The following is a 22,941-nucleotide window of genomic DNA, read 5'->3' as shown; positions in this document are numbered from 1 at the left end:
CATGGCCGACAAGCAGAAATTCTACATCACCACGGCTATCTCGTACCCGAATGGGGCTCCCCATATCGGCCATGCCTACGAGGTTGTCGCCTCCGACGCGATTGCGCGGTTCAAGCGCATCGACGGCTATGACGTGTTCTTCATGACCGGCACGGACGAGCACGGCCTCAAGATCCAGCAGACCGCCGACAAGAGCGGCACGTCGCCCAAGGCCTTCGTCGACGACATGGCGGCCAAGTTCCAGGCCATGGCCGACCGCCTGAACTGCTCCTACGACCGGTTCATCCGCACCACCGATGCGGATCACCTGCCCTCGACCCAGGAACTCTGGCGCCGGATGCAGGAGAAGGGGGACATCTATCTCTCGAAATATTCCGGCTGGTACTCGGTTCGCGACGAGGCCTATTACGACGAGGCCGAGCTGACCAAACAGCCCGACGGAAGCTGGCGCGCGCCCACGGGTACGCCGGTCGAGTGGATCGAGGAGGAGAGCTACTTCTTCAGGCTCTCGGCCTATCAGGACCGGCTGCTCGCCCATTACAAGGATCATCCGGACTTCATCAGCCCAGAAACCCGCCGCAACGAGATCACCAGCTTCGTCCGTTCGGGCCTGCAGGATCTCTCGATCAGCCGCACCACCTTCAACTGGGGCCTGCCGGTGCCGGGCGATCCGAAGCACGTCATGTATGTGTGGATCGACGCGCTGAACAACTACGTGACGGGCTGCGGCTTCCCGAACGAGAGCGATCCGCGCTGGAACTACTGGCCGGCGGATGTGCACATCATCGGCAAGGACATCGTGCGCTTCCACACGGTCTACTGGCCTGCCTTCCTGATGTCCGCCGAGCTGCCGCTGCCCAAGCGCGTGTTCGGCCACGGCTTCCTGCTCAACAAGGGCGAGAAGATGTCGAAGTCGGTCGGCAACGTCGTCGATCCCTTCGGCCTTGCCGACACCTACGGGGTCGATCAGATCCGCTATTTCTTCATGCGCGAGGTCCCGTTCGGGCAGGACGGCAACTACTCCCACGAGGCCATCGTCAACCGCATCAACGCCGATCTCGCGAACGATCTCGGCAACCTGGCGCAGCGTTCGCTCTCCATGATCGCCAAGAACTGCGATGCCGCTGTGCCGCAGCCGGGCGCGTTCACCCAGGCCGACCAGGACATGCTCTGGCTCGCCGATGCCCTGCCGGCCAAGACACGGGCGGCCATGAAGGACTTCGCGCTCCATACCACGCTGGCCGAGATCTGGGCCGTGGTGGCCGAGGCGAACCGGTATTTCGCTTCCCAGGAGCCCTGGCTGCTGCGCAAGACGGATCCGGCGCGTATGAACACGGTGCTGTACGTGACGGCCGAGGTTCTGCGCGCAGTCGGCATCCTGGCACAGCCCTTCGTGCCCGAGGCGGCCGCGAAGCTCCTCGACCTGCTGGCGGTCGCGCCGGAGGGCAGGGGGCTTGCCGCGGTCGGGCCGGAGCATCGCCTGACGGCCGGGACGGCCCTGCCGCAACCGGCCCCGATTTTCCCGCGTTATCTCGAAGCGGAGGCGTCCTGACGCATCCGCTTGGTCGGCCCGGGAGGGCCCTCAGCGGAAGCGTTCGATGTACACAAGCTTCATGTTCGCCACCGGGATCGAGAACAGCATCCCGACGATCAACAACGGCCGCACCCGCATCGACCAGATGGAGAAGTGCGGCCATTACGAGCACTGGCGCACCGATTTCGACCTCCTCGAGGATCTCGACATCCAGGTTCTGCGCTACGGGCCGCCGCTCCACACGGCCTTTCTCGGGCCGGGCCGCTACGACTGGTCCTTCGCAGACATGACCTTCGGCGAGATCCAGCGCCGCAACCTCATCCCGATCGTGGACCTCTGCCATTTCGGCGTCCCCGACTGGATCGGGAACTTCCAGAATCCGGATTTCCCTGAACTGTTCGCGGTTTACGCCGAAAACTTCGCACGCCGCTTTCCCTGGGTTCAGCTCTACACGCCCATCAACGAGATGTTCATCTGCGCCCAGTTCTCGGCCGCCTATGGCTGGTGGAACGAGCAGTTGAGCAGCGACCGGGCCTTCGTCACGGCCCTCAAGCACATCGTGAAGGCCAATGTGCTGGCGATGGAGCGAATCCTGAAGGTCCGCCCGGATGCGCTGTTCATCCAGAGCGAGTCCTCCGAGTATTTCCATGCCGAGAACCCGGCGGCCATCAAACCGGCCGAGATCATGAATGCCCGGCGGTTCCTGTCCCTCGACCTGAACTATGGTCGGCGGGTGGACTCGGAGATGTACGAGTTTCTGATGGATAACGGGATGACCCGGGACGAATACCGCTTCTTCCTGAACCGCTCGTCCCTGCGCCACCACTGCATCATGGGGAATGACTATTACGTCACCAACGAGCACCGGGTGAGGGCGGACGGGATGACGCGAGCCGCCGGGGACGTCTTCGGCTACGACGAGATCACCCGGCAATATTACGACCGCTACAAGCTGCCGGTAATGCACACCGAGACGAACCTCATGGAGGGTCCCACAGGCCAGGAGGCCGTGGACTGGCTCTGGAAGCAATGGGCCAACGTGCTCCGGGTCCGCAACACCGGGGTGCCGATCGTCGGCTTCACCTGGTACTCGCTGACCGACCAGATGGACTGGGACGTGGCATTGCGGGAGGAGAACAACCGGGTGACGCCCGTGGGTCTCTACGACCTCGACCGCAATATCCGCCCCGTGGGCCGCTGCTACAAGCAGCTGATCCAGGACTGGTGCGATGTCCTGCCGGCCCAGAGCGTCTGCCTGACGGTCCCGGTGGTGCGGCCGCAGGAGCACGACGAGGTTGCCGTGCGCCGACACCAGGAGCGCCTGCGCACGATGCGGCGCAAGGAGTCGAAGGAGGACGACGAGCCCAAGGCGACAGCCCAGGGCGGGCATCGGTAGACGAGGGCGCCGATCCGATCTATGCAACCGTGCCGCTAGCGCATCGTGCGGAAAAGTGGATCTTACTTTTGGGCCCGATGCCGTTGCCGTCGCAGAGGAGGGCGCCTTCACCCATGTTGGTCGACAGCCATTGCCACCTGGATTTTCCGGACTTTCAGAGCCGCCTCCCCGAGGTGCTGTCTGCCGCCGCAGCGGCCGGCGTCGGCCGGATGGTGACTATCTCGACCCATGTGGCCCGCTTCGACACCTATCGTGCCCTGGCCGAGGCGCATGAGAGCATCTTCTGCACAATCGGCACTCATCCCCACAATGCCGCCGTGGAGCCGGATGTCCCGTCGGGGCGGCTCATCGAGCTGTCGCATCATCCGCGCTGCGTCGCCATTGGCGAGGCAGGCCTCGATTATCACTACGACAAGAGCCCGCGCGGCGTGCAGCAGCGGGTCTTTCGCACTCATATCGAAGCCGCTCGCGAAACCGGGCTGCCGCTGGTCATCCATGCGCGCAATGCCGACGAGGACATGATCCGGATCCTGTCCGAGGAGATGGGGCGAGGGCGCTTCGATGCGGTTCTCCACTGCTTCTCCTCCGGCGAGAAGCTCGCCCAGGTCGGCGTCGAGCTGGGGCTTTACGTCTCGTTTTCCGGGATCCTGACCTTCCGGAACTCGGAGGAGATCCGCCGGATCGCGACCGCCGTTCCCCATGACCGGCTGCTGGTCGAAACGGACGCGCCCTACCTGGCCCCCGTGCCGTATCGCGGCAAGACGAACGAGCCCGCCTTCGTGGCCCACACCGCCCATGTGCTCTCCGAGGTCATCGGCGTGACGGACGAGACGATTGCCGGGCTCACCACGGCCAATTTCTACCGACTCTTCGCCAAGGCAGCGGCTGCCGATGCCGAATACAGGCAGGCGCTCGCATCATGACGCTGCGCCTGACGATCCTGGGCTGCGGATCATCCGCCGGCGTGCCGCGCGTGGGCGTCGGCTGGGGTGCCTGCGATCCCACCAACCCGAAGAACCGGCGCCGGCGCTGCTCCGTGCTGGTGGAGCGCTTCGGCCCGGACGGAGCCGTCACGACCGTGCTGGTCGATACGGGTCCCGATGTGCGCGATCAGCTGCTCGGGGCCGATGTCCGGCGCCTGGATGCGGTTCTCTACACCCATGAGCATGCCGACCACATCCATGGGATCGACGACCTGCGCCCGCTCGCCATCGTCCAGCGCCAGCGCATCCCGGTCTATGCGGACCGGATGACGAGCGAACTGTTGATGATGCGGTTCGGCTATTGCTTCGAGACGCCGGCCGGGAGCAGCTATCCGCCCATTCTGAAGATGCATCACCTGCAGCCCGGCGTGATGACCTCCGTTCCCGGGTCGGGCGGAGCCATAGAGGCCATGCCGTTCAGGATGGTCCATGGGGATATCGACACCCTGGGGTTTCGGTTTGGGAACATTGCCTATGCTCCCGACGTGAGCGAGATGCCCGACGAGAGCCTCCGGTATCTGGAAGGCCTGGACATCCTGATCCTCGATGCCTTGCGCTACACGCCGCATCCGACCCATTTCTCCGTGTCCGAGGCCCTGGACTTCATTGCCAAGGTCAAGCCGAAGCGCGCCATCCTGACGAACCTCCACACCGATCTCGATTACGAGGCGCTGCGGAGCGAGTTGCCGCCGCATATCGAGCCGGCGTTCGACGGGATGCAGGTCGAAGCCCACTGACGGTGCGGTCAGGCAAGGTGATGGGGACCGGCCGCCCTTAGAGGGCTGGCTTGCCAGAGGAGCCAATGAGCCGCGCGCCATCAACCGATCCGTATCCGCACACCCCGGACGGCCGTTATTTCGTCGTCCGCGGTCGCTTGTGGCGCCTGAGCAACCCGGCTCTCGATCCGGTTGAGCGCGAGCGTCTCGTCAAGGAGTTGATGGCCGCCCGGCGGGCCGTTCGCAACGCCAAGGACGATCCAGAGGCTCTGAGAAAAACCCGCGCTCGGATCGATGCTGTCAAGCGAGCCCTGGGTGAACGCGGTCCAGGCTGGTGGAACGATGGCGCACCGGATTACAACCGGCGCATGGTAGGAGATACGCCATATGCCGAGTGGTACCGCTCACTCGGCTCTAAGCCATAATCCGACAGACAGCTATGAGAACCCTCTAGCACCCTGGAATTTAAGTTCCATAATATATCTTATGCGAATTAGATCTTGAGAGTTTCAGACCTCTCCCCGCTCATCCCGGCCTGTGCTCGCCGGTGTTTTCACTTAAGAGCACGTGGCGATGGCGACGGTATCGCCGCCATCTCTGAGGTTCTGTGCAGCGCAGGTTCAGGGCCGCGCCAAGACCATACAGCGTCGCTCAGGAAGCAGCCGCTGCAGGTTCCGCCGCTTCGTCCACGGACGTCCAGCTGTGGGTGATCTCGGCCACGGCGCCGAGCATGATCGAGGCCGAGCAGTACTTCTCCTTGGAGAGCTGGATCGCCCGCTCCACCTTGGCCGGCGCCAGATCCTTGCCTGCCACGCGGTACTCGAGATGGATCCTGGTGAAGACCTTGGGATCGGTCTCCGCCCGCTCGGCCGTGACATCGACCTCGCAGTCCGAGACCTGCTCGCGGCCCTTTCTGAGGATTTGCACCACGTCGAACGCCGTGCAGCCGCCCAGGCCCAGCAGCAGCATTTCCATGGGGCGAATCCCGAGATTGCGTCCGCCGTATTCAGGCGCGCCGTCCATCACGACGGCATGGCCGCTGCCGGATTCGCCCACAAACATCATGCCGTCGACCAGTTTGACCCGCGCTTTCATCGTTCTCTTCCTCAGTCGCCTCAAAAGATTCCACTCACGTCATACACCGCTACTCGGGAGAAATGGCGCAAATCCAGCTAGCCCGCGGTTTTGTCCTCAGGCTATGAGACAGTGAACGAGCGGACATTAACCATGAAGCCTTCCACCGACATCGCACGCCTCCTGGAGATCATGGCGGCCCTGCGCACGCCCGGAACCGGGTGCCCTTGGGATCTGGAGCAGGATTTCGCATCGATTACGCCGTATACGATCGAGGAGGCTTACGAGGTGGTGGACGCCATCGAGCGCGGCGATCTGGCGGATCTCCGGGACGAGCTCGGCGATCTGCTGCTTCAGGTCGTTTTCCACGCCCGAATGGCCGAGGAGCAGGGTGCCTTCGCCTTCGGGGACGTGGTCGGGGCGATCACGAAAAAGCTCATCCGGCGCCATCCGCATGTGTTCGGCAGCATCAAGGATCTCTCGCCCGAGGAGGTGAAGCGCCTCTGGGATTCGATCAAGGCCGACGAGAAGACTGAACGCAGAGCGGAGCGCGAAAGGCTGGGCCTGGCCCCGGAGGCTCACGAGGCCGGTTTCCTCGGTGGCATTCCGACGGCCCTACCCGCCTTGACCCGAGCCCAGAAGCTGACGGCCAAGGCCGCGAAGGTCGGCTTCGACTGGCCCGACGCCGCCCAGGTCATCGACAAGATTCACGAGGAGCTGGAGGAGGTTAAGGAAGCTTCCTCAACCGGTGAGCGAGATAAGATCGAAGACGAGATCGGGGATCTTCTCTTTTCCGTCACCAATCTCGCCCGGCATTTCGGAATCGATCCCGAGCAGGCGCTGCGGCGTACGAATGCCAAGTTCGAGCGCCGTTTCGGGGCCGTCGAAGGGGCGCTTGCCGCACAGGAGCGGAGCCTCGACGAAGCGTCCCTGGAAGAGATGGAGCGCCTTTGGGTTGCAGCGAAGACGGCCGAGCGCGAGCCCGGCCCGTCCTCATAGCACGCGGGCGTCGGGAAAGCGGTTCAGGAACCGGGGTTCCTTGCCGGCGACCAGGCGCACCTGAAGGATGGTATGCCCGTTGTCCTTCGACTGGCGGTCCAGGATTTCCGTGTTCTCGTGGAGCCAGGCAAGCCCCTGCCCGTCCTCGGGCGCGACATCGACCTCATAGGTCATACGCCCCAAGGCCAAATGCTGCTCGATGGTGGCGAGCAGTTCGGGAATGCCGTCTCCGGTCAGGGCGGAGATGAGGATCGGCCGCCTCTCCTCGCCGGTCCGCTGCGAGGTCGCGGCAAGCCGCTCCCGGTCTTCCGCCGAGAGCAGATCAGCCTTGTTCCAGACCTCGACGATGCGCCGCGTGTCGTCCGGATCGATCCCGAGCTCGCGCAGAACGATGGCCACGTCGCCCGCCTGAGCCTCGGTCTCGCCGTGCGAGACGTCGCGCACGTGAAGCAGCACGTCGGCCTCGACAACGTCCTCCAGGGTGGCCCGGAAGGCCGCCACCAGCATGGTCGGCAGATCCGAGATGAACCCGACGGTGTCGGACAGGATGGCTTTCTCGCCGTGAGGCAGCTCGATGGCCCGGGATGTGGGATCGAGGGTGGCGAACAGCATGTTCTCGGCCAGAACGTCGGCCTGCGTCATGCGGTTGAAGAGCGTGGACTTGCCGGCGTTGGTGTAGCCGACGAGCGCGATGATCGGATAGGGCACGCGGCGGCGGCTCGTCCGGTGCAGGGACCGGGTCTTCACGACGCCCTCAAGATCCCGCTCGATCCGGTTCATCCGCTCCTGGATCATGCGCCGGTCGGCTTCGATCTGCGTCTCGCCGGGGCCGCCGAGGAAGCCGAAGCCGCCGCGCTGACGTTCGAGGTGGGTCCAGGAACGCACCAGCCGGCCCTTCTGGTAGGACAGGTGCGCCAGCTCGACCTGGAGAGTGCCCTCCTTCGTGCGGGCGCGCCGCCCGAAGATTTCGAGGATCAGGCCCGTCCGGTCGATGACCTTGGCACCCCAGGCCTTTTCGAGATTGCGCTGCTGCACCGGGCTCAGTGCGCAGTCCATCACGACCAGCCCGATCTCCTCGGCGCGGATGAACCCGGCGAGCTCCTCGACCTTGCCGCTTCCGACGAAGGTGGCCGGTCGGGGCGAGGACAGGGGGGCGATGAGCGAGCGAACGATGGTCAGGTCGATGGCAAGGGCGAGGCCGGCGATCTCGTCGAGACGCGCCTCGGGCGGGCGAGGGTTGCTCCCCTCGCCTTCGGAGTCTGTCGAAACGCGCCGCTTGCGCGTCAGGTACGGCCCGATAACGAGCGTCCGTGTCCCTGCCGCAACCTCTTTCTCAGGTTCGGCAAGCTGTGCGAGACGTTCTTCCCCCGGAGTACGCGGTTCGGTCACCTCAGGCCTTCTCACCAGCCTCGTCGATCTGATCGAACAACTGGACGGGCTGGCCTGGCATGATGGTGGAAATAGCGTGTTTGTAAACCAGCTGGGAGTGACCATCCCTGCGCAGCAGGACGCAGAAATTGTCGAACCAGGTGACGACGCCCTGGAGCTTCACTCCGTTCACAAGAAAGATCGTCAGGGGTATTTTCTGCTTCCGGACGTAGTTGAGGAATGTGTCCTGAAGATTCTGCGCGCGATCGCCCGCCATGGAAGTTGCCTCGCCAGCCCATCGCCGCCGGTCTTGGCTATGGGGCCGCCTGGATATGGTTGTCCGCTTTCGTGCGGTCGGTGACCGGCGTTCTTATTACAGGGCGAACAGCCGCGTTCGGCAAGGGGGACGCAACGGTTCTACCTCGTCGGAGTGCATTTTCCCGTGGATTGGTAGGTTTTCGTTCCGGCTTTGCGAAGGCGCCAGGTGATTGAGGAGCATCTGCGGCGGGTGTCAGCCGCCGATGCCGAGGGATTTCAGCTTCCGGTGCAGGGCTGAACGCTCCATGCCGATGAACTCCGCCGTGCGGGAGATGTTGCCGCTGAACCGGGCGATCTGCGCCAGAAGGTATTCCCGCTCAAAGATCTCGCGGGCGTCGCGGAGCGGCAGGCTCATGAGCTTTTCGCCCCCTGCCCCGCCCGGCGTGCTCGGAACGAGCGCACCGATCTCGGAAGGCAGCATGTCGGCGGTGATCTCTGCATCGGGATCTCCCGAGACGAGGATCATCAGGCGCTCGACGTTGTTCCTCAGCTGGCGCACGTTGCCGGGCCAGTCATGCGACTGCAGCACCGCCATGGCATCCTCGGCGATCCGCCTCTTCGGCAGGCCCGTGGTCGACGAGATCTGCTCCATGAAGAACTCGATGAGTTCCGGCACATCCTCCCGACGCTCGGCCAGGGACGGCACTCGGATCGGAATGACGCCGAGGCGGTGGAACAGATCCTCGCGGAACCGGCCGGCGGCGATTTCGGCCGGCAGGTCGCGGCTCGATGACGAGACGATACGGACATCCACATGGACCCGCGTCGTTCCGCCGACGCGCTGGAAGTTCTGATCGACGAGAACGCGCAGGATGCGGTTCTGCGTCTCCCGCGGCATGTCGGCGATCTCATCGATGTAGAGGGTGCCGCCATGGGCCTCCTCGAGCGCGCCGACGCGGCGCCCCCCATCCGCCCCGCCTTCCGTGCCGAACAGCTCGGCCTCCATGGTGTCCGGCGTGATGGTGGCGGCCGAGAGGACCACGAAGGGACCGTTGGCGCGAGTGGAGAGGCTGTGCACGGTCCGGGCCGTGAGCTCCTTACCGGACCCGGGCGCGCCGGTGATGAGAATCCGGGCATTCGTCGGGCCCGCGCGCTCGACGGCCTGCCGAAGCTGGTTGATCACGATCGACTTGCCGGCAATGCGGCTGGCTTGAACCGAACGCGAGCGCAGATCGCGCACCTCGCGCTTCAATCTCGACGCCTCGAGAGCCCGCTCGGCCACGAGCACGAGCCGGTCCGCCTTGAACGGCTTTTCGATGAAGTCATAGGCGCCGGCCTTGATGGCCGAGACGGCGGTTTCGATGTTGCCGTGACCCGAGATCATCACGACTGGCAAGTCTGGATGCTGGCTCTTGATGATCTCCAGCACCTGGAGGCCGTCGAGGCGGCTTCCCTGCAGCCAAATATCGAGGAAAACCAGGTGGGGCCGCCGCGTCTCGATAGCAGCAAGGGCGTCGTCCGACGTCCCGGCGGTCCGTGTGCGGTGCCCTTCATCCTCAAGGATGCCGGCCACGAGTTCGCGAATGTCGACTTCGTCGTCGACGACGAGAATATCAGCGCTCATAGGCTTGCCCTGCGAGTGTCGTTGCGGCTGGAAGCGACCGATGTCTCCTCCGATGCCATCTGCTTCGTCTTCGGGATCCACATGCGGACCTGCCCTCCCCGTCCGGCGGGATTATCGGCCAGCTCCATGCCACCCCCATGGTCTTCCAGGATCTTCGCGACGATCGGCAACCCCAGGCCGGTTCCACCCTCGCGGGTCGTCATGTAGGGCTCCAGTAGGCGCTGCCGCCCTTCGACCGGGAAGCCCTTGCCGTTGTCGGTCACGGCCAAAATCAGATACTCCGGGTGCGTGTCGTCGAGAAGAATGGCGATCCGCCCCTGCCCTCTCTCCTCCTCCGGCACCGCCGAAATGGCTTCCGTCGCATTCTTGACGATGTTGGTCACGGCCTGAGACACGAGCCGGCGGTCGAACGGCGCCATAAGCGATCCTTGCGGCACCTGATCGACAAACTCGATCTCGGGGTGGGCGATCTTCATCATGAAAACCACCTGCCGGATCGTCTCAGCCAGATCCTCGCTGCCGATGGTCGGCTTGGGCATGCGGGCGAAGGATGCGAACTCGTCGACCATGCGCTTGATGTCGTCGACCTGCCGCACGATGGTGTCCGTGCACTGGTCGAACACCTCCCGGTCCGTGGTGATCACCTTGCCGTATTTCCGGCGGATGCGCTCGGCCGAGAGCTGGATCGGCGTCAGAGGGTTCTTGATCTCGTGCGCAATCCGTCGCGCCACGTCCGCCCAGGCGGAGGTCCGCTGCGCCAGGACGAGATCCGTGATGTCGTCGAGGGTGATCACGAGGTCCCGCTTCTCGCTGCGCGTCTGCTCGCTGGTGACCCGGACGTTGATCGTGCGCTCCTTGCCCCGGCGCGCGATATGGATCTGCTGCTGCATCAGCCGCTGGCGTCCATGGCTCATCTCTTCCACGAGCGACGTGACCTCGGGCAGGATCAAGGTGATCGGCTTGCCGAGCAACTCCTCCCGCGAGGCTCCAAGCAAGGCCTCCGTCGAAGGATTGACGATGGTGATCACCCCCCGGGCATTCACGCCGATCACCCCGGCCGAAACGCCGGCAAGCACCGCTTCGGTGAATCGACGGCGGCGATCCATCAGCTCGCTGGCCGTGGTGAGGCCGTCATGCTGGCGCCGCAGCTCGGAGGTCATCTTGTTGAAGGTCTCGCCCAGGTGGCCGAGATCCCCTTCGCCCCGCTTGACGGGAACCTGGACGTAGAAGTTGCCGGTCGCCACCTGGTCCGTCGCATGGATGAGGCGCCGGATCGGCGCCACGAGGCGGTTCGCGAAATTCAGCCCGAACCAGACTGCCGAGAGCAGAACGATCAGAGCAATGAGCGTGAACATGGACGCGAAGGCGATCTGGATGCCCGCCTTCTTCTGGTCGAGCGCTTCGTAGAAAGCCACCCCGGTCTCGGCGACCTGCGGGAACTCGATGGCGCGCGGATCCACTTCACGCGCCACATACAGCACCCTGCCGCCATGGGCGTCGAGCTTCAGGGCGGAGCGGAAGATGTTGCCGCCCGCCCGGTTGAAGAGACACAGAGCCTCCTGGGAGCTTGCCTCCTGCAGGTCTACCTCGGACGGAGGGGGAATGTTGTTGACCTTCTTCACCTCGATCCGCTCGATCACCGTCCCGTCCGGATCGACGATCATGGCCAGCGGGAAACCGAGGAACACCGCGCGGGAGTTCATGAACTCCCGGAACAGGTTGCGGTCGGCATCGAAGAGAACCTTGGCGCGGTTGAGGTCGGCTGCCATCAGCTGGGTTTCGCGCGCGAGTGTCCGGCACTGCATCTCCCGATAGGAGCGGGCAATAGACACCGTGTTGTTCATGAGGTCCTTGAGCGCGCCTGTGAACCAGGGATCCAGCCCGCGTTCCAGCGTCACCGTCGCAACGCCGGCGACGAGAATGGCCGGCAGGACCGCCACCAGGCTGAAGAGCCCGACGATTCGCACATGCAGGCCCGCGGCCGCTGCCCCTGCCCTGCGCTCCCGCACGAGCTTGCGCGTCTGCCAGGCCACGATGCCGAGGAGGACGGCGATAAGAACGCCGTTGAGCGTGAACACCCACACGACGACGTTGTGGGTCGGCAGGATGGGCGTGGCGCCGGCGAGGATCAGGAACGTGGCGAGAGCCGACGCCAGAGCCGACAGAACGGCTCCGTAGCCCAGCCAGCCGAGGCCGGTCTGGGACGGCTCGGCCGCCTGACGCTGTGCAATGGTGTCCTGGCTGTTCAAGACAGAAGCCCCGCGAGTTCGGGCGCCCTGGAAACGGCACCCTGTCGTGGGGTGATGCACCAACACAACACTGTGGTCAAATTATTACAGCTCAGCCCCGTCAGGCTCTGTTCGAGCGCACCACCATGAGGTCCAGGTCCCGCACCTTCTTGCGCAGGGTATTGCGGTTGACCCCGAGGAGTTCCGCCGCCCTGATCTGATTGCCCCGTGTCGCCGCCAAGGCGGCCCCGATCAGCGGCCCCTCGATCTCACGCAGAATCCGGTGATAGAGCCCGGGGGGCGGAAGCGAATCCCGGAACCCGGAAAAGTACTCGCTCAGGTGCCGCTCGACGGCATCGGACAAGCCTTCCGACGTCTGCAGCGCAGTCTGACCGGGCTTTCCGGCGGGCTGCGGCGGCAGGAGCGGCTGGGAATCGAGCTCCGCATCGACGATGGCGCCGGTGATGGTGTCCTGCGGGTAGAGTGCCGCGAGGCGCCGCACCAGGTTTTCCAGCTCGCGGACATTGCCCGGCCAGCGGTAGCGCTTCAGCCTGTCCATGGCCTCCACGTCAAGCTGCTTGCGGCCGAGCCCCTCCTTCTCCACCAACACGAAGAAGTGGCGGACAAGGTCCGGAATGTCCTCGACGCGTTCGCGAAGCGGAGGAAGCCGCAGCGGGACCACGTTCAGGCGGAAATACAGGTCCTCCCGGAAGAGCCCCTGCTGGATGAGGACGCGCAGGTCCTTGTTCGTGGCCGCCACGATGCGGACATTGGTCTTGATCGGCACACGCCCGCCGACGGTGGTGTATTCGCCCTGTTGGAGAACCCGCAGGAGACGGGTCTGCGCCTCCATGGGCATGTCGCCGATCTCGTCGAGGAAGAGCGTGCCCCCTTCGGCCTGCTCGAAGCGACCCGTGCTGCGGGCGGTCGCCCCGGTAAAGGCGCCCTTCTCATGGCCGAACAGTTCGGATTCGATGAGCTCCCGCGGGATCGCGGCCATGTTCACGGCCACGAACGGACCCTGCCGGCGCTTGCCGTAATCGTGGAGCGCCTTGGCGACGAGTTCCTTGCCCGTGCCGGATTCGCCCGTGATCATCACGGTAAGATCGGTGGGCATGAGGCGGGCCAGTGCGCGGTAGATTTCCTGCATCGCCTGGGAGCGTCCGACCAGCGGGATGTCCTCGTTCTCCGGCACCGCATGGGCGCCGCCGGGTGCGCTGCGCGGGCGGGAGAGCGCCCGGCCGACGACCGCCACCAGCTCTTTCAGGTCGAAGGGCTTGGGCAGGTACTCGTAGGCGCCGCGCTCCGAGGCCTTGATCGCGGTCATGAACGTGTTCTGCGCGCTCATGACGATGATCGGCAGCTCCGGTCGGATCTTCTTGATGCGCGGCAGGAGATCGAAGGCGTTCTCGTCAGGCATCATCACGTCGGTGATGACGAGATCGCCTTCCCCTTGAGATACCCAGCGCCAGAGGGTGGCTGCATTGCTCGACGAACGGACCTCGTAGCCCGCCCGCGAAAGGGCCTGGTTGAGGACGGTCCGGATGGCGGCATCGTCATCGGCGAGAAGAATCTGTCCGCTCGGCATAGGTCAGCCTTATAAATCGGCCCCGCGGCCGTCGTTGGCGCGGTGCATGGGCAGGAGAATTCGAAAGGTGGTCCGCCGGGGCGCCGGCTCGCATTCGACGATGCCGCCATGGTCGCCCACGATCTTGGCGACCAGCGCGAGCCCGAGGCCGCTGCCCTGGACCTTCGTGGTCACGAAGGGGTCGAAGAGGTCGCTCATCAGCTCGGGCGGAATGCCGGGGCCGTTATCCGTGACACTCAGCTCGATGGGTAGGCTCACCCGCTCCTGCGAGCCGGGGACCTGGAGCCTGACACCGGTGCGGAACGCCGTCGACAGAACGATTTCCCCGTCCGGCGCGTCGATGCCGACGGCCTCGGCGGCGTTCTTGACGAGGTTCAGGATGACCTGGATGAGCTGGTCCCGGCTGCCGAGCACCGGCGGGAGCGAGGGGTCGTAATTCTCGGCGAAGCGGATGTGGCGGGCGAACCCCGACTGCGCCAGGCGCTTCACATGGTCGAGCACGCCATGAATGTTGACGGGTCCCCGTTCCACGGGCCGCTCCTCGCCGAACACCTCCATGCGCTCCACGAGCTTCACGATGCGGTCGGTCTCGTCGCAGATGAGCCGCGTCAGCAACCGGTCATCCTCGTTCGCCGATTGCTCGAGCAACTGGGCGGCGCCGCGGATGCCGGAGAGCGGATTCTTGATCTCGTGCGCCAGAAGCGCCCCCAGGGCCGTGATGGACCGGGCCGCGCCGCGATGGGTGAGCTGACGGTTCATCTTGTCGGCGATCGTCCGCTCCTGGAGTATGACGATCACGTTGTCGCTGTCGTCTCCGAGGGGGCAGGCCGAGACATCCACGATGCGCTCGGCACCCAGACGCGGGCTGCCGATATCGACCCGGTGCTCGCTGACGCTGGAGCCCCTGTGGCGAACGTCCTCCACCAGCGCCATCACTGGCGAACCGAAGGGTAGCAGGTCGCTGAGCTTCTGGCGCTGCATCATGCGCAGGCTCATCTCGAAGAACGACTCGGCCGCCGCGTTGGCGTGCGCGATCCTGTGTTCCGGCCCCACCGTGAGAACCGGGATCGGCAGGGCGTTCATGATCAGGTCGTTGATGGGAAGAGCCGTCATGCCGCGTCTCGCTCCAGGCAGCTGTAAAGCGAGCGCAACAGCGCGATCACGGTTCCCGGCTCCTCAGAGGTGACGAGCCCCATGCGGACGCCCGGAGCCACCTGGAACCCGGAGGCCATCGCCACATCCGCATAGGCCGCAAGATGCTTGCGCGCGTGGCGGATGCCGGTCCTCTCACCGTAGAGAGAGAGCAGCCCCTCGTAATGCTCGACGGCGAAGGCGGTCATCTCTTCCGGTGACGGATCGGGAATCGTGCGCCCTTGCAATGCCGCGCCGATCTGGCCGACGAGCCAGGGGCGTCCCACGGCCGAGCGCCCGATCATGACAGCCGTGGCTCCGGAATCAGCGAGACAGCGCCGCGCCTCCTCCAGGGAGCCGATGTCGCCGTTGGCGATCACCGGAATGCTCACCGCCGCCGCGACGGGCGCGATGGCGCTCCAGTCGGCCTGTCCCTTGTAGAACTGCTGGCGGGTGCGGCCGTGGACCGTCACTGCCTTGACGCCCAGCGCCTCGGCCCTGCGGGCGAGATCCGGCGCATTGATGTTCTGATGGTCCCAGCCGAGCCGCATCTTCACGGTCACGGGAACGCTGGCCGCCCGCACCGTCGCCTCGATCAGGCGGGCCGCATGATCCAGATCGCGCATGAGCGCGGACCCGGCAAAGCCACCGATGACGCGCTTGGCCGGGCACCCCATGTTGATGTCGATGATGCGGGCCCCTGCCCCTTCGGCCACGCGGGCGGCTTCCGCCACCCAGCGGGGCTCGCAGCCGGCAAGCTGGACGACATGCGGCTCGATTCCCGCGCCCTCGGCCCGCAGCTGCGCCTCCTCGGACCCTTGAACCAGCTCGTCGGAAGCCACCATCTCGGAAATAACGAGGCCGGCGCCCAGGCGCTTGGCGATGCGCCGGAACGCGACATCCGTCACACCCGACAGCGGGGCGAGCACGGCATTGCACTCAACCTGCACGGGCCCGATGCTGAAGCCAGAACAGCCTATTTTTTGATCAAGTCTCATTGTGCCTATTTAATAGCCAATTCGCGTCGAGGCGCAAGCTCTCCCGGGCGGGTATTTGCCTTCCCTCCCTGTCGCGTTAAGGAGAGTGCCTGTTGCGGAGAGCCTTCCCGATATGTCAGTTGCCGCCCTCATCGTTGCCGCAGGACGTGGATCGCGAGCGGGAGAAGGGATTCCGAAGCAGTACCGCGATCTCCAGGGCCGGCCGGTCCTGGCCAGGACGCTCGCCGGCTTTCTCTCGCACCCCGGAATCGACCATGTCCTCGTGGTGACCCATCCCGATGACAGGGACCTCTATGAGGCAAGCATCGCGGCCCTTGCACCCCTCCAATCGGCACTTCTGCCATGCGTAAATGGCGGTGAGACGCGGCAGGATTCGGTGCGGAACGGCTTAGAGGCTCTGGCCGCTTCGGCGCCCGAGATCGTCCTCGTCCACGATGCGGCCCGCCCCTTCGCGAGCCCGGAGCTCATCGACAGGGCGATTGAGGCAGCGAGAGTCCGGGATGCGGCCGTTCCCGGAACCCCGGTGACCGATACCATCAAGGTGATCGGCAGCCGGTTGGAAGTTGTCTCAACGCCTGACCGGGGCAGCCTGAGGGCTGTGCAGACGCCGCAGGCCTTCCGTTTCCGCTTGCTGCTCGATGCCCACCGCAAGGCGGCAGCCGCACGACTTCATGACTTCACCGACGATGGCGCTCTTGCGGAATGGGCCGGGCTGCCGGTTCATGTGTTCGAGGGAGAGAGCGGCAACATCAAGCTCACACACCCGGCCGACTTCCTGGAGGCCGAGCGGCGATTGAGAGGTTCATCGATGGCGCATATCACCAAGCTCGGCACCGGCTTCGACGTCCATGCCTTCGGGGATGGCGACCATGTCTGGCTCGGCGGCATCAAGGTGCCCCATGACCGCGGTGTGATCGCCCACTCGGACGGCGACGTGATCCTGCACGCCCTCACCGACGCCATTCTGGGCGCCCTCGCCGACGGCGATATCGGCACGCATTTCCCGCCGAGCGATCCGCAATGGCGCGGCGCCTCTTCGGACCGGTTCCTGGCCCATGCGGTCGGCCTGGTGCGGGAGCGCGGCGGCATCGTCGACCACCTCGACGCCACGCTTCTGTGCGAGGCGCCGCGATTGGGGCCGCACCGCGAGGCGATGCGCCAGCGCATCGCCGAGATCGCCGGGCTCCGCCTCGATCAGGTCTCGCTCAAGGCGACCACTACTGAGAAGCTCGGGTTCACCGGCCGCAGCGAGGGCATCGCCGCCCAGGCGGCGGCAACCATCCGCCTGCCGGAGGCGAGCCCATGATTCCGGACCTGCGAGACCGAGCTGCCGCCCTTCTCGATGCCTATCGCGAGAAAGGGCTGAAGATCGCCACGGCCGAATCCTGCACCGGCGGCCTGGTGGCCGCTCTGCTGACCGAGATCTCCGGTTCCTCGGCCGTGGTTGAACGCGGGTTCGTCACCTATTCGAACGAGGCCAAGACGGAGCTGATCGGCGTGCCTGCCGACCTGATCGCCACCCATGGAGCGGTGAGCGAGCCGGTGGCCCGGGCCATGGCCGAGGGAGCGCTCACCCATTCGCAGGCCGATGTGGCGGTGGGGATTACCGGCGTTGCGGGGCCGACCGGAGGAACGGCCACGAAGCCCGTCGGGCTGGTCCATTTCGGCCTGGCGCGAAAAGGGGCCCCGACGATCCATCTGGAGCGCCGCTATGGCGATCTGGGGCGGGAGAGCGTGCGCCGCCGGGCGGTGGAGGATGCGCTCTCGCTTCTCGAACGGGCGATCGGCTGATCAGGCGCGGGCCCGGGAGGGCACGCCGTAGATTTCGTCCGCCCGCTCCTCGAAGGCCTCCGTGAACTTGCGGAAGGCCTTGTCGAAGACGCTGCCCATGAGGAGCCCGAGGGCGAAGCTCTTGAACTCGTAGTTGATGTAGAACTCGACATCGCAGCCGCCTGGGGTTTCGCGGAAGGTCCAGCGGTTCTCCAGATACTTGAACGGCCCGTCGACGTACTCGACGGTGATCTTCCGGCGCGGATCGTCCAGGGTCACCCGGGTGGTGAAGCTCTCCCGGATAGCCTTGTAGCCCACCGCCATGGTGGCCACGAGCATCTCGATGCCCTCCCCGCTCTGGACCCGGCGCATGACCCGCAGATCCTCGCACAGGGGCAGGAACTCCGGATAGCGCTCCACATCGGCCACGAGGGCGAACATCTGAGCGGGCGTATGCTTCACGGGCCGGGTGGTGCGGAAGGTCGGCATGGCTCAGGCGGCCTCTCTGAAGGTTGCAAGCTCGGCCTCCAGGGCCGGAATGTCGGATCGGGAACGCAGGATGTAAACGCGCTGGTCCGGACGCAGGCGCTCCAGCATGCGGGCGGTCTTCGGTCGCATCTTGTCGGGGTAGGACCAGATCCAGCGCAGGAAGGAGAGGTCGAAGCGCTCGATGCAGCCGGGCCCCAGGTCCGGCCGTGTGCGCCCATAGTTCCTGGCGACCCGCCACAGGGCACTGGCCAGGCACTGCCAGCGCGGCAGATCGAGCCAGACGATGGCTGTGGCGCGGGGCACGCGGATGTCGAAGGTGCTGGCGTAGTTCCCCTCCATGACCCAGGCCGGGCGAGCGGCGAGCGCCTTCACATGCTCGCGCCATTCGGGCTTGGTGGGCGTGGTCCAGCCGGGGCCAAAGTATTCCCGGTCGAGATGGATCAGCGGCAAACTTAGACGCTTGGCAAGGCTGCTCGCCAGGGTGCTCTTACCCGCGCCCGGAGAACCGATCACCAAGATACGTTCGCTGCTGTTCCAGCCGGTCATGCTGAAACAGCCAGAACACGTTGACGGTGGCGGTTCAGAAAGTCTGCGACCTCACGCGGGGTTCGTAGAACCACGAGTTCCTGATCACTTCGCAGACCCTTCAAGAGCCCCTCATTCTTCGGCCTGCTATGGCTGGAGAAATTCCATGTATAGCGCAGGAATTCGAGGTTCAGGCGCTCTGGACATCCCTCCGCCATGTCAGGGCGGACCCGCCCCCGGTAGGTGAGAACCCGCCTCATGATCCGTGCCATGCAGAGCCAGCGCGGCAGGTCGAGCCAAATGATGGTCGTCGCGCGGTTGAGCCGAACATCCAGCGTGTTGGCGTAATTTCCATCGATGATCCAGCTCGGACGCGCCGCCAGTTCCGCAACCCTGGCGGCCCATTGATCATTCGGCAGAGAGACCCAGCCCGCGGACCAATGCTCCCGATCCAGATGGATCAGGGGTAAGCCAAGCTGATCGCTAAGGCGGCTCGCCAAGGTGCTCTTGCCCGCGCCCGGGCTGCCGATGACCAGAATGCGCTGCATGCCTCGTCCGGTTCGTTAGCCGAGCTTCGCGAGACGGGCCGCCTTCAGCTTGGCAAAATCCTCGCCTGCATGATGCGAGGAACGCGTCAGCGGGGTCGAGGAGACGAGGAGGAAACCCTTGGCGTAGGCGGTGGTTTCATAGGCCTTGAACTCGTCCGGCGTCACGAAGCGGATCACCGGGTGGTGCTTCTTCGTGGGCTGGAGATACTGGCCGATGGTCATGAAATCCACCTCCGCCGAGCGCAGGTCGTCCATGAGCTGGAGCACTTCGTTCCGCTCCTCGCCGAGGCCCACCATGATGCCGGACTTGGTGAAGATGGTCGGGTCCATCTCCTTGACCTGCTGCAGCAGGCGGATGGAGTGGAAATAGCGGGCGCCGGGCCGGACCTTCAGGTACTTCGACGGCACCGTTTCCAGATTGTGGTTGAACACATCGGGCTTGGCCGCGACAACGATCTCCAGCGCGCCCGGTTTCCTGAGGAAGTCGGGGGTGAGGATCTCGATGGTGGTCTTCGGCGAACGGGCCCGGATGGCGTGGATCACGTCGGCGAAGTGCTGCGCGCCGCCGTCGGCCAAGTCGTCGCGATCCACCGAGGTGATGACCACGTGCTCGAGGCCGAGCTTTTCCACCGCCTTGGCCACGCTCTCGGGCTCGTTCGGGTCGAGCGCCTGCGGCAGGCCGGTCTTCACGTTGCAGAAGGCGCAGGCCCGGGTGCAGGTGTCGCCCATGATCATGAAGGTGGCGTGCTTCTTCTCCCAGCACTCGCCGATATTCGGGCAGCCGGCCTCCTCGCAGACGGTCACGAGCTTGTTCTCGCGCACGATCCGGTTCGTCTCGGCCCATTTCGGCGAGCCGGGCGCCTTCACGCGGATCCATTCGGGCTTGCGCTGCTGAACCGGCTGGTCCGGCCGATGCGCCTTTTCCGGGTGGCGAGGGCGCTGATCCTTGTTCAGAAGGTCGAGAACGACGGCCATGAAGCTAAACCTTTGGGGCGAAGGGATCTCGCCCTTGCTGACATGCGCCTGATTTAAGGCTTCCGGGGCTCAATCGCAAATGCTCAGATTGCGGGGCAGGATTTCCTTTCAGGCTTTCCGTCCGCCGCCCTGCGCTCCTTCCGGTCTGCGTGGGCTCCAGGAGAGCATCGCGACCAGCAACTTCCGAGCTTCTGCCTGAACCGAAACCCCTGATGCCCGTTACCAGCCTGTTCATGAAGTTATTGGGACCCAAGCGTATGAACCGGACGTCGAAGCGGAACGGATTCGTGGCGGTTCCGCCTGCTGAACATGTCCTGGATGCTTTGGCTGGTCCGGTGGCTGTGCTCGACCACTCCGGCACCATCATTGCCGTCAACCTGGCCTGGCGTGATTTCGGCCGGGCCAGCAGCGGCGAGGACGTTCAGCATGTGGGAACGAACTACCTCGATATCTGTGATCGCGCAGTCGGGGTCGAGGCGGCTTGCGCCAAGGCCGCGGCAACCGGCATCCGATCCGTGCTGGCGGGTCAATCAGCCTTCTCGCTCGAGTATCCCTGCCATTCCCCCACGCAGAAGCGATGGTTCCAGCTTCGTGCTTCCCGTCTCGATTATGACGCCCATACCTATGCCATCGTGGCTCACCACGACATCACCGACCGCATCCTGGTCGAGCAGGAGCGGCAAGGCCTTTTGGCAAAGGCCCATCGCTACCAGGAGCAGTTGAAGGCACTGTCGGCGGTTTCCACGAGGATCGCCGCGACGGACGCTCCCGAGGCGATCTTTCATGAGATCACGGAGCAGGCGCGCCTCATCATCGGCGCCCATTGGGCCGCGACCCACACGCTGCCCTATGCCTTGTGGCCGAGCGATCCTGTGGTGGTCTCGGTCTCGGACAAGTACCGCGGCCATCCCGCGCCCTTCCTGGCCCAGAGCGGGGCCGGCATATACTCCCATGTGGTCCAGCTCGGACGCCCGCTTCGGTTGACCGAAGCCGAACTCGGGGCCTATCCGGAGCTGCAGGATATGCACTTCGGGGATGCTGCCTCCCCGGCAATGCCGGGTGTGCTTGCCGTTCCGATCACCGGGCCGCAAGGCGGCACTCTGGGCGTGCTCATGCTGCTGGACAAGCAGAACGGTGAATTCACCGCCGACGATGAGTCCATCCTTGTCCAGCTTGCCCAGATCGTGTCGGTCTCCGTCGAAAGCGCCGTGCAGACGAGAGCTGAGCGGGAAAGCCGCGAGCGGCTCTGGGCAACCCATGAGCATGCCGGCGTCGGCATCGCCGAAACCAATGCGTCCGGTCAGTTTCTGACCGTCAACAGGGGGCTCTTGGCCATTACCGGATACTCCCGAGGCGAGCTTCTGAACCTGAGCCTCTTCGATCTGGTGCACCCCGACGATTCCGATACCGAGCGTGCGCTCTACGACCGGCAGGTCGCGGGCGAACTGAAAACCTATTCGCTGGAGAAGCGCTCGATCCGCAAGGATGGCTCGAGCGTCTGGCTGAACGTATCGTCGACAGCGGTTTTCGACGAGCAGGGCGGATTTCGATACAGCGTCCGGGTCATCCAGGATATCGACGAGAGGAAACGGTTCGAGCAGCGTCAGACATTGCTGGTTCGGGAGCTCCACCACCGGGTGCGCAACACCCTTGCGGTCGTTCAGGCTCTGGCTGGCGCGACGGCCCGCACGACAACCAGCACGCGGGAGTTCAACCGTTCCTTCTCGTCGCGGATTGCGGCCCTTGCCAAGACGCAGACCCTTCTGACGGAGGATTACTGGCAGACGGCCCCCTTAAGGGAGATGCTGCAATGCGAGCTTCAGCCCTTCTGGGGGAAGCAGCATGAGCGCTTCAGGCTGGAGGGACCCGATGTGAGTCTCTCGGCGGACTTGGCGGTCCCGCTGAGCATGGCTTTTCACGAGCTGACGGCGAACGCGGCGCAATATGGTGCCCTGTCCGTGCGCAAAGGGTGCGTCACGGTCCAATGGGAGCTTGTTGCCGCGAAGGACCAGAGGGAGCTCCATCTCACGTGGGTGGAGCAGAATGGCCCTCCCGTCGGAAAGCCGGAGCGCAGCGGCTTCGGTTCGTTCCTACTCGAGCGTATTCTGCCGGCCCAGTGTCAAGCAAGAGCCCATCTAAGCTTCGACCCGACAGGGCTTCAATGCGAGATCAACGTGCCTTTGATCTCGCACCGGCTCGTGCCCGAGTACTGAACTGAGGCCGCTAATCCTCTGCGCTTGTTCAGCCCGAAGCGCGCGCAAACTCCTCGACGAACTCGGCGTAGCGCTCCATAGGCGGGAACTTCTCGAAGCTGTGGGCCGCCGGCGTTTTGGCCCAGGGCAGCGCCTCGCTGGTGTAGGTCTCGATGAAGGGCGTGAAGCCCCTCGCATCGTCGAGCATCGTCGCTCGGACATTCACGAAGTCGTCGAGCCCCTCCGGACGTGTGAACAGCCAGCTCATGCAATGCGGGCAGAAGAAGTGCCGGGTGGCGCCGTGAAGGCCGCCGATCACGGGCTCTCCCTCCGTCACCTCGAAGTGGGAACTCGGATAGAGGGAACTCAGCGAAAAGGCGCTGGAGGTCATGCGCTGGCAGCCCGTGCAATGGCACGCCATGGTGAGAATGGGAGCGCCACGGACCTGAAACCGCACCCGTCCACACCGGCATTCGCCTTTATGTGCGTGATCCCGATCTGCCATCGCATCCTCCGCGGCTGGTTCTGCGAACGCTCCCGCAGGG

General features: G+C 64.8%; 22 protein-coding genes. 9 read left to right on the top strand and 13 right to left on the bottom strand.

Translation table 11 applies throughout. The features are described from left to right. The first annotated feature begins 1 nt into the window (after position 1). The 5 genes from metG (at position 2) to JAO75_RS09770 (ending at position 5,054) form a co-directional block, all read left to right on the top strand. On the top strand, positions 2 to 1,552 hold the full coding sequence (gene metG, locus JAO75_RS09790; RefSeq protein ID WP_199048701.1) for a methionine--tRNA ligase: 1,551 nt from the start codon (positions 2 to 4) through the stop codon (positions 1,550 to 1,552). Between the two features lie 46 nt (positions 1,553 to 1,598). After that, positions 1,599 to 2,930: a family 1 glycosylhydrolase gene (locus JAO75_RS09785; RefSeq protein ID WP_199048699.1), complete on the top strand. Its 1,332-nt coding sequence runs from the start codon at positions 1,599 to 1,601 to the stop codon at positions 2,928 to 2,930. Between the two features lie 113 nt (positions 2,931 to 3,043). After that, positions 3,044 to 3,853: a TatD family hydrolase gene (locus tag JAO75_RS09780; RefSeq protein ID WP_199048697.1), complete on the top strand. Its 810-nt coding sequence runs from the start codon at positions 3,044 to 3,046 to the stop codon at positions 3,851 to 3,853. Further along, a complete protein-coding gene (locus JAO75_RS09775) occupies positions 3,850 to 4,650 on the top strand; it encodes an MBL fold metallo-hydrolase (protein WP_199048695.1) in 801 nt (266 codons plus the stop codon). Before JAO75_RS09780 ends, JAO75_RS09775 begins: the two co-directional genes overlap by 4 nt. A gap of 65 nt (positions 4,651 to 4,715) precedes the next feature. After that, on the top strand, positions 4,716 to 5,054 hold the full coding sequence (locus JAO75_RS09770) for a hypothetical protein (protein ID WP_199048693.1): 339 nt from the start codon (positions 4,716 to 4,718) through the stop codon (positions 5,052 to 5,054). A 226-nt stretch (positions 5,055 to 5,280) separates the two neighbouring features. Here the strand turns inward: JAO75_RS09770 and JAO75_RS09765 are convergent, their stop codons facing one another. Continuing rightward, positions 5,281 to 5,724, bottom strand: a complete 444-nt coding sequence (locus tag JAO75_RS09765) for an OsmC family protein (RefSeq protein WP_199048692.1) — start codon at positions 5,722 to 5,724, stop codon at positions 5,281 to 5,283. A gap of 132 nt (positions 5,725 to 5,856) precedes the next feature. Here JAO75_RS09765 and mazG point away from each other — a divergent pair, with 132 nt between their 5' ends. Continuing rightward, on the top strand, positions 5,857 to 6,702 hold the full coding sequence (gene mazG / locus JAO75_RS09760; RefSeq protein ID WP_199048691.1) for a nucleoside triphosphate pyrophosphohydrolase: 846 nt from the start codon (positions 5,857 to 5,859) through the stop codon (positions 6,700 to 6,702). Here the strand turns inward: mazG and hflX are convergent. The 7 genes from hflX to dusB all read right to left on the bottom strand — a co-directional run bounded on the left by hflX (position 6,697) and on the right by dusB (position 15,897). Beyond that, positions 6,697 to 8,091: a GTPase HflX gene (gene hflX / locus JAO75_RS09755; RefSeq protein WP_199048690.1), complete on the bottom strand. Its 1,395-nt coding sequence runs from the start codon at positions 8,089 to 8,091 to the stop codon at positions 6,697 to 6,699. The two genes, mazG and hflX, sit on opposite strands and share 6 nt — an antisense overlap. A gap of 1 nt (position 8,092) precedes the next feature. Next, positions 8,093 to 8,347, bottom strand: coding sequence for an RNA chaperone Hfq (gene hfq, locus JAO75_RS09750; RefSeq protein WP_009491222.1), 255 nt, complete (start codon positions 8,345 to 8,347; stop codon positions 8,093 to 8,095). Between the two features lie 234 nt (positions 8,348 to 8,581). Beyond that, complete coding sequence (gene ntrX, locus JAO75_RS09745; RefSeq protein ID WP_199048689.1) at positions 8,582 to 9,952, bottom strand: nitrogen assimilation response regulator NtrX; 1,371 nt, start codon at positions 9,950 to 9,952, stop codon at positions 8,582 to 8,584. Next, positions 9,949 to 12,201 carry a sensor histidine kinase NtrY-like gene (locus JAO75_RS09740; protein WP_199048688.1) on the bottom strand — a complete coding sequence of 751 codons (2,253 nt, stop codon included), beginning with the start codon at positions 12,199 to 12,201 and terminating at the stop codon, positions 9,949 to 9,951. The genes ntrX and JAO75_RS09740 overlap by 4 nt, the downstream gene beginning before the upstream one ends. A gap of 100 nt (positions 12,202 to 12,301) precedes the next feature. Then, positions 12,302 to 13,768, bottom strand: a complete 1,467-nt coding sequence (gene ntrC, locus JAO75_RS09735; RefSeq protein WP_199048687.1) for a nitrogen regulation protein NR(I) — start codon at positions 13,766 to 13,768, stop codon at positions 12,302 to 12,304. Between the two features lie 9 nt (positions 13,769 to 13,777). Next, positions 13,778 to 14,881: a two-component system sensor histidine kinase NtrB gene (locus JAO75_RS09730; RefSeq protein ID WP_199048685.1), complete on the bottom strand. Its 1,104-nt coding sequence runs from the start codon at positions 14,879 to 14,881 to the stop codon at positions 13,778 to 13,780. Then, complete coding sequence (gene dusB, locus JAO75_RS09725; protein WP_199048683.1) at positions 14,878 to 15,897, bottom strand: tRNA dihydrouridine synthase DusB; 1,020 nt, start codon at positions 15,895 to 15,897, stop codon at positions 14,878 to 14,880. Before dusB ends, JAO75_RS09730 begins: the two co-directional genes overlap by 4 nt. Positions 15,898 to 16,009: 112 nt before the next feature. Between dusB and JAO75_RS09720 the strand changes: the two genes are divergently transcribed. Both JAO75_RS09720 and JAO75_RS09715 read left to right on the top strand, forming a co-directional pair. After that, positions 16,010 to 17,203: a bifunctional 2-C-methyl-D-erythritol 4-phosphate cytidylyltransferase/2-C-methyl-D-erythritol 2,4-cyclodiphosphate synthase gene (locus tag JAO75_RS09720; RefSeq protein WP_199048682.1), complete on the top strand. Its 1,194-nt coding sequence runs from the start codon at positions 16,010 to 16,012 to the stop codon at positions 17,201 to 17,203. Then, entirely contained in the window at positions 17,200 to 17,688 is a 489-nt protein-coding gene (locus tag JAO75_RS09715; protein ID WP_199048681.1) for a CinA family protein, read from the top strand. The genes JAO75_RS09720 and JAO75_RS09715 overlap by 4 nt, the downstream gene beginning before the upstream one ends. On the opposite strand, the gene JAO75_RS09710 is transcribed toward JAO75_RS09715, so the two are convergent. From JAO75_RS09710 to lipA, 4 genes are read right to left on the bottom strand one after another with little or no spacing between them, the layout of a single operon-like run. Beyond that, positions 17,689 to 18,156 (bottom strand): type II toxin-antitoxin system RatA family toxin, encoded by a 468-nt coding sequence (locus JAO75_RS09710; protein WP_199048680.1) that lies wholly within the window; start codon positions 18,154 to 18,156, stop codon positions 17,689 to 17,691. Positions 18,157 to 18,159: 3 nt separating this feature from the next. Beyond that, positions 18,160 to 18,669, bottom strand: coding sequence for a P-loop NTPase family protein (locus JAO75_RS09705; protein ID WP_343234588.1), 510 nt, complete (start codon positions 18,667 to 18,669; stop codon positions 18,160 to 18,162). Positions 18,670 to 18,698: 29 nt separating this feature from the next. After that, on the bottom strand, positions 18,699 to 19,229 hold the full coding sequence (locus tag JAO75_RS09700; protein WP_199048678.1) for a P-loop NTPase family protein: 531 nt from the start codon (positions 19,227 to 19,229) through the stop codon (positions 18,699 to 18,701). Between the two features lie 15 nt (positions 19,230 to 19,244). Beyond that, a complete protein-coding gene (gene lipA, locus JAO75_RS09695; protein WP_199048677.1) occupies positions 19,245 to 20,204 on the bottom strand; it encodes a lipoyl synthase in 960 nt (319 codons plus the stop codon). A gap of 257 nt (positions 20,205 to 20,461) precedes the next feature. On the opposite strand from lipA, the gene JAO75_RS09690 reads away from it, so the two are divergent. Continuing rightward, positions 20,462 to 22,417: a PAS domain S-box protein gene (locus tag JAO75_RS09690; protein WP_210340213.1), complete on the top strand. Its 1,956-nt coding sequence runs from the start codon at positions 20,462 to 20,464 to the stop codon at positions 22,415 to 22,417. 28 nt (positions 22,418 to 22,445) lie between these two features. Here JAO75_RS09690 and JAO75_RS09685 read toward each other — a convergent pair whose 3' ends face one another. Further along, on the bottom strand, positions 22,446 to 22,901 hold the full coding sequence (locus tag JAO75_RS09685; RefSeq protein ID WP_199048674.1) for a GFA family protein: 456 nt from the start codon (positions 22,899 to 22,901) through the stop codon (positions 22,446 to 22,448). Between the last annotated feature and the right edge of the window lie 40 nt (positions 22,902 to 22,941).

Origin of the sequence: Microvirga splendida, from assembly GCF_016427565.1 — a bacterium.
Lineage (GTDB): Bacteria > Pseudomonadota > Alphaproteobacteria > Rhizobiales > Beijerinckiaceae > Microvirga > Microvirga splendida.
Note: the sequence above shows the minus strand (reverse complement) of the source record. Positions and strands in the feature narration are given on the sequence as shown.